The sequence below is a fragment of the Streptomyces sp. NPDC059477 genome (assembly GCF_042749375.1).
In the GTDB taxonomy this organism is placed as follows: domain Bacteria; phylum Actinomycetota; class Actinomycetes; order Streptomycetales; family Streptomycetaceae; genus Streptomyces.
Window position 1 is genome coordinate 1 of sequence record NZ_JBHYUG010000145.1, and the last position, 5065, is coordinate 5065.

General features: G+C 70.1%; 5 protein-coding genes. 4 read left to right on the forward strand and 1 reads right to left on the reverse strand.

Annotated features, from left to right (window positions below):
• Positions 1–54: 54 nt before the first annotated feature.
• Positions 55–228, reverse strand: coding sequence for a hypothetical protein (locus ACFXAZ_RS37870; RefSeq protein ID WP_384601068.1), 174 nt, complete (start codon positions 226–228; stop codon positions 55–57).
• A gap of 454 nt (positions 229–682) precedes the next feature.
• Between ACFXAZ_RS37870 and ACFXAZ_RS37875 the strand changes: the two genes are divergently transcribed.
• The 4 genes from ACFXAZ_RS37875 to ACFXAZ_RS37890 all read left to right on the forward strand — a co-directional run bounded on the left by ACFXAZ_RS37875 (position 683) and on the right by ACFXAZ_RS37890 (position 4228).
• The gene (locus tag ACFXAZ_RS37875) at positions 683–1336 is read left to right on the forward strand and encodes a response regulator transcription factor (RefSeq protein WP_069778299.1); all 654 of its coding nucleotides are present in this window, start codon (positions 683–685) and stop codon (positions 1334–1336) included.
• Positions 1337–1342: 6 nt separating this feature from the next.
• A complete protein-coding gene (locus ACFXAZ_RS37880; RefSeq protein WP_384601072.1) occupies positions 1343–2575 on the forward strand; it encodes a sensor histidine kinase in 1233 nt (410 codons plus the stop codon).
• Positions 2576–2970: 395 nt separating this feature from the next.
• Positions 2971–3267, forward strand: coding sequence for a DUF4193 domain-containing protein (locus tag ACFXAZ_RS37885; RefSeq protein WP_003993510.1), 297 nt, complete (start codon positions 2971–2973; stop codon positions 3265–3267).
• 13 nt (positions 3268–3280) lie between these two features.
• Positions 3281–4228: a hypothetical protein gene (locus tag ACFXAZ_RS37890; protein ID WP_384601075.1), complete on the forward strand. Its 948-nt coding sequence runs from the start codon at positions 3281–3283 to the stop codon at positions 4226–4228.
• The last annotated feature ends 837 nt before the right edge of the window (positions 4229–5065 follow it).

Here is a 5065-nt window from a genome sequence, read left to right on the forward strand (position 1 = left end):
GCAGGGCCCCGGCGCTGGATCGCCGGGGCCCTGCTCGGTGCGGCCGGGTGCTGGTCAGACGCTGGGAACGCCGATCTCCACGCCATGTTCGGCGGCGAGGCGGCGCAGGTCGTCGAGTTCGCCCTGCTCGACCTCGACGAGGAAGTCGTCGCCCTCGTCCTGCGCCCGCGTCAGGTCGGACTCGGTCGCCCTTATGCGCTGCAGAAGTCCTGTGGTGAAAGCGTCCATGCTGCGCCCCCTCGTCCTGGGTCGTGGGTCTGTGGCACGGGGGTGTGCCGTTCGGGAAGGGGCGATCACGCCGATGCGGGTGCCCAGCGCTGCCGCGCCGGGCGGCGACGGTGCCGGACACCCACGCCCGCTCTGCGGCAAAGCGGAGCACGGAGGCGCCGCGAGATGCGACGGTGCGTGCAGAGCGTGATCGCGGGGTGTAAAGCCGTCCTCCCCCCGCTTCCTTCCGTGGAAACCTCAACCGGAGGAGAAAATCCGGCATTCCCGGGGCCCCGCGGAAATCTTGCCGTCGGGCCCGGAGAGGCCCTCCCGGGCGGGACCGGGCGGGGCCGGGCAACGGCTTACCCCCGACTTATGACCGAAAAGGGCAGGATGGAGGCCAACACTCCCAAGCGACCCCTGTCCGCGCGTGCCGCTACGCAGCGTGGGCGGGACATCAGGAAGGACTAGCGACGTGCGCGTACTCGTCGTCGAGGACGAGCAACTGCTCGCCGATGCGGTGGCCACCGGACTGCGCCGGGAGGCCATGGCCGTCGACGTCGTGTACGACGGTGCGGCGGCCCTGGAGCGCATCGGCGTCAACGACTATGACGTGGTCGTGCTCGACCGCGATCTGCCGCTGGTGCACGGCGACGACGTCTGCCGCAAGATCGTCGAGCTGGGCATGCCCACGCGCGTGCTGATGCTGACGGCGTCCGGTGATGTCAGCGACCGGGTCGAGGGCCTGGAGATCGGCGCCGACGACTACCTCCCGAAGCCCTTCGCCTTCAGCGAGCTGATCGCGCGCGTGCGCGCGCTGGGCCGGCGCACCAGCGTGCCGCTGCCGCCGGTCCTGGAGCGGGCCGGCATCAAGCTCGACCCCAACCGCCGTGAGGTCTTCCGCGACGGCCGGGAGATCCAGCTGGCGCCGAAGGAGTTCGCGGTGCTGGAGGTGCTGATGCGCAGCGAGGGCGCGGTGGTCTCCGCCGAGCAGCTGCTGGAGAAGGCGTGGGACGAGAACACGGACCCGTTCACCAACGTCGTGCGGGTGACCGTGATGACGCTGCGCCGCAAGCTGGGCGAGCCGCCGGTGATCGTGACCGTGCCCGGCTCCGGATACCGGATCTGATCCAGGGTGGCCGCCACACCCGCGCCTCCCCAGGCGCCTCCGAAACCCACCTGGGACCCCCGCAGGCCGGTGCCGCCCGTGCCCTGGCTGCGCCCGACCATCCGGATAAGGCTCACGCTGCTGTACGGCGGCATGTTCCTGATCGCCGGGATCCTGCTGCTGTCGATCATCTATCTGCTGGCCGCGCAGGCGCTCAACGTGGGCAGCGATCTGCCGTTCAAGATCGTCGAGGGCAAGATCTCCAGCGCGATCTGCAACTTCCCCGAGCAGGGCTCGGCGAGCGAGTTCAACAACGCGATGAACGACTGCGTGAACCAGCAGCGCCAGCACGCCCTGGACAACCTGCTCAGCCGCTCCCTGCTGGCCCTGCTGGGCCTCGCGGTGATCGCCTTCGCCTTCGGCTACGCGATGGCCGGCCGGGTCCTGTCGCCGCTCGGCCGGATCACCCGTACGGCGCGCGCGGTGGCCGGTTCGGACCTGTCCCGGCGGATCGAGCTGGACGGCCCGGACGACGAGCTGAAGGAGCTGGCGGACACCTTCGACGACATGCTGGAGCGCCTCCAGCGGGCCTTCACGGCCCAGCAGCGCTTCGTCGGCAACGCCTCCCACGAGTTGCGCACGCCCCTGGCGATCAATCGCACGCTCCTGGAGGTCCATCTGTCCGATCCGAACGCCCCGGTGGAGATGCAGCAGCTCGGCAAGACGCTGCTGGCCACCAATGAGCGCAGTGAGCAACTGGTGGAGGGTCTGCTGCTGCTCGCGCGCAGCGACAATCAGATCGTCGAGCGCAAGCCCGTGGACATCGCGGAGGTGGCCGGGCAGGCCATCGACCAGGTGCACGCCGAGGCGGAGGCCAAGGGCGTGCGGATCCGCGGCACGCGCGAGGCGGCGGTGGTCCAGGGCAACGGTGTGCTGCTGGAGCGGATCGCGCTGAACCTCGTACAGAACGCCGTCCGGTACAACATCGCGGAGGATGGCTGGGTCGAGGTCACCACGGGTATTCAGCACGGGCACGCGGTGCTGGTGGTGGCGAACACCGGGCCGGTGGTGCCGGCGTACGAGATCGACAATCTTTTCGAGCCGTTCCGGCGGCTGCGGACCGAGCGCACGGGAAGTGACAAGGGTGTGGGCCTGGGCCTGTCCATCGCGCGGTCCGTGGCGAGGGCACATGGCGGGCATATCGCCGCTCAGCCCCGTGAAGGGGGTGGGCTGGTGATGAGAGTGACGCTCCCCGTCTGAGATCATGTCGCCGACACACGCAGGGATGTTCGCTTTGCGCGGAATTTTCGGGCTGGGATTGGATCAGACCAGTGTGTGATCGATCACAAGGGCGATTTTCCAGCCATCTACTCTCCGTGATCGTTTGGGCCAGGGGAAAGCCGGGAAAATCCTGGTTTTCCAGGGGTCTGATCACGGGAAGTACACGGTGAGATGCCTTTGAAGTGCACTATCCGGACCGTGTACGGTCCCGTTCGCCATCCCAGCCGATCACTCTTGAGGAGTCCGGTTGGGTGTCGATTGAGTAACAGACCTTGATGTGAGGCAAAATCTCCGCCTCGGGTCGGGCACAAGTCCGGCCTCTCACGCGTTACGTGCGCTGGAGACACCGCAGACACCCGGAGGGGGAGAGCGACATGGCAACCGACTACGACACCCCACGCAAGACCGACGATGACGTTGACTCGGACAGCCTCGAAGAGCTGAAGGCCCGGCGGAACGACAAGTCCGCCTCGGCCGTCGACGTAGATGAGTTCGAGGCCGCCGAGGGCCTTGAGCTTCCCGGAGCCGACCTCTCGAACGAGGAGCTGGCGGTCCGGGTCCTGCCCAAGCAGCAGGACGAGTTCACGTGCATGAGCTGCTTCCTGGTTCATCACCGCAGCCAGCTGGCCCGCGAGAAGAACGGTCAGCCGATCTGCCGCGACTGCGACTGAGGCGGGGTCGGGCATGTCTGGCTCGACCCCTCCCTGGAAGCGCCGTTTTCCCGCGCGGAGAACGGACCCGGGGCCGTCCCATGACGGTCCGTACGGCGAGCGTGACGACGAGCGAGGCCTTTCCATGACGGATTCCGGTACGGAACCCGTCCCCGGGTCGGCCTCGCTCGAACCGGCGGCCGGGGCCGACCTCCCGGCACCGCTGGAAGGTCCGGCGCCCGCCGCCCGTCGCAGGGCGGTGGTCATCCGGGACCGGGCCAGGGACCTGGCCGTGGAAGGCGCCCGCAAGGGCGGCAACCGGGCCAGGGCGTTCCTGGCCTATCTCGCGGACCGGCTGATCGAGCTGGCACCGCGGATCCCCGTACGGGATCTGGCGACCCTGCGCCGGCACTTCCCGGGGCTCGGCCCCGAGCAGATCGCGGACAAGCTGGTGGCCGGTGCGGCGAACGCCTCGGCGACCGTCGGAGCCGGGGTCGGCGCGGCGGCGATGATGCCGGTGCCGCCCGCGATGCCGGCCGAGCTGGCCGCGGAGGTGACCGGCGTCGCCGCGATCGAACTGAAGCTGATCGCCGAGCTGCACGAGGTGTACGGGCAGCGACCGCCCGGCACGCTCACGGAGCGCAGCACGGCCTATCTGCGCTCCTGGTCCGGAGAGCGCGGTATCGACGTGATGAAACCCGCGTCGGTCAATGCCGCCCTCGGCAGCCAGATGAAGCGCGAGCTGCGCCAGCAGATCATGAAGCGCATGGTGCGCAACATGCCCAACCTGATGCCGTTCATGGTGGGCGCCGCCGTGGGCGCGGTCATGAACCGCCGCGACACCAAGAAGCTCGCGAACCGCATCAGAACCGATCTGCGCAAGACGCAGGTCCCCTGGGAACAGCTGACCGAGCTGCCCACCCTGGAGCAGCCGGCCGAGCCGCTGCCGCTGGTGCACGACCCCAGAGAACTGGGCTACTGACCGGCCCGAGGGCCGGATGGTCGGGCGGGATGTGTCGCTGGTCGGGCCCGTGGTCGTTCGGGCTGTCGCCCGGGAGCGGCTCAGGCCGGCGCCCGGTGCCGTTCCAGCCGTAGCCGCCCGAGTCGGGTGTTCCGTTGCTGCCGGTTGCCGCCGGGAGACCCTGAGAGGTGGGCTGCCGGGGTCGCTGTCCGGTCCGTGGGTCGGGTTGGTCGGGCGGGTCGCGTCGCGTCGCTGTTTGGGCCTGTGGCCGTTCGGGCCGTCGCCCCGGAGCTGCGGGGACTGGCGCCCGGAGTCGCTCCAGCACCCGCTGCCCCAGTCCGCCCTGCCGCCGCTGCCGCAGCGTGCGCTCCCCGCGATCTGGGCTGCTGAGGCCCGTGGCCGGCCTGTGGGCCAGGTGGTCCGTCGGGTTGCCGGTCGGATCCGTCGTTGTTCGGGCCGTCGCCCGGGAGCTGCTCAGGTCGTTGGTGCCCGGAGCCGGGTGGGCCGTCTCTGCTCGTGCCGCTGGCGCCCGGTGTCGTTCCAGCCGTAGGGGACCCCGAGAGCGGGGCCTCTGATCGGCCCAGGCGCCCGGTGGGCGGGCGGGGCGCGTCAGGGGCCGGGAATCGATCCGCAGGCGTCCAGGCCGCGGATCGGTGGGGCCGCTGACCTGTCCAGGCGCCCTTTGGGCGGGGCGGGCGCGTCAGGGGCCGGGAATCGATTCGTAGGCGTCCAGGCCGCGCGGATCCGCAACCGCTCCGATCGCCGCCCGCCGTCGCTCAGGCCGTGCAGTCCTGCCGCCGTTCAGGCCCTCGCCCCGCCTCGCCCCGCCCCGCCACGTGTCACGCCACATCACGTGGC

Coding starts and splice junctions, on each gene's coding strand:
- ACFXAZ_RS37870 (WP_384601068.1), bottom strand. CDS start 228: ATGGACGCTTTCACCACAGGACTTCTGCAGCGCATAAGGGCGACCGAG.
- ACFXAZ_RS37885 (WP_003993510.1), top strand. CDS start 2,971: ATGGCAACCGACTACGACACCCCACGCAAGACCGACGATGACGTTGAC.
- ACFXAZ_RS37890 (WP_384601075.1), top strand. CDS start 3,281: ATGTCTGGCTCGACCCCTCCCTGGAAGCGCCGTTTTCCCGCGCGGAGA.